The following is a 289-nucleotide window of genomic DNA, read 5'->3' as shown; positions in this document are numbered from 1 at the left end:
CCTCGAGAGCCGCTGGCTCTACGAATCGCCCCGCCTTCACTTCGTCAAAGATGATGCGGTTCGCCCGCGCTTGCGTGGTGCTATCCGGGTAAAGACAGTCCACGCCGAGTCGTGCGGCCTCGTGCCCGTACAGATCGGCGGCCACGGTGCCGCTTGTGGCCAGCACGCCGATGCGCGCCAAGCCCACAGCGGATGCGGCGGCGGCAGTCTCGCGCACCATGTGGACGACGGGGATACCCAAGGCGCCCTGCAGTTCGTCGAAGAAGCCGTGGGCCGTGTTGCAGGGCAG

Annotated in this window: 1 protein-coding gene; it reads right to left on the bottom strand. The window is 67.5% G+C overall.

Features of this window, described 5'->3' with window-relative positions; genetic code table 11:
- The coding region (locus NE591_RS15350) for an aspartate/glutamate racemase family protein (RefSeq protein ID WP_256157113.1) at window positions 1-289 on the bottom strand (289 nt) is incomplete at both ends.

Source organism: Adlercreutzia sp. DFI.6.23, assembly GCF_024462535.1.
GTDB lineage: Bacteria > Actinomycetota > Coriobacteriia > Coriobacteriales > Eggerthellaceae > Adlercreutzia > Adlercreutzia rubneri.
The sequence above is the reverse complement of the archived record's forward strand: the minus strand, read 5'-3'. Positions and strand labels throughout refer to the sequence as shown.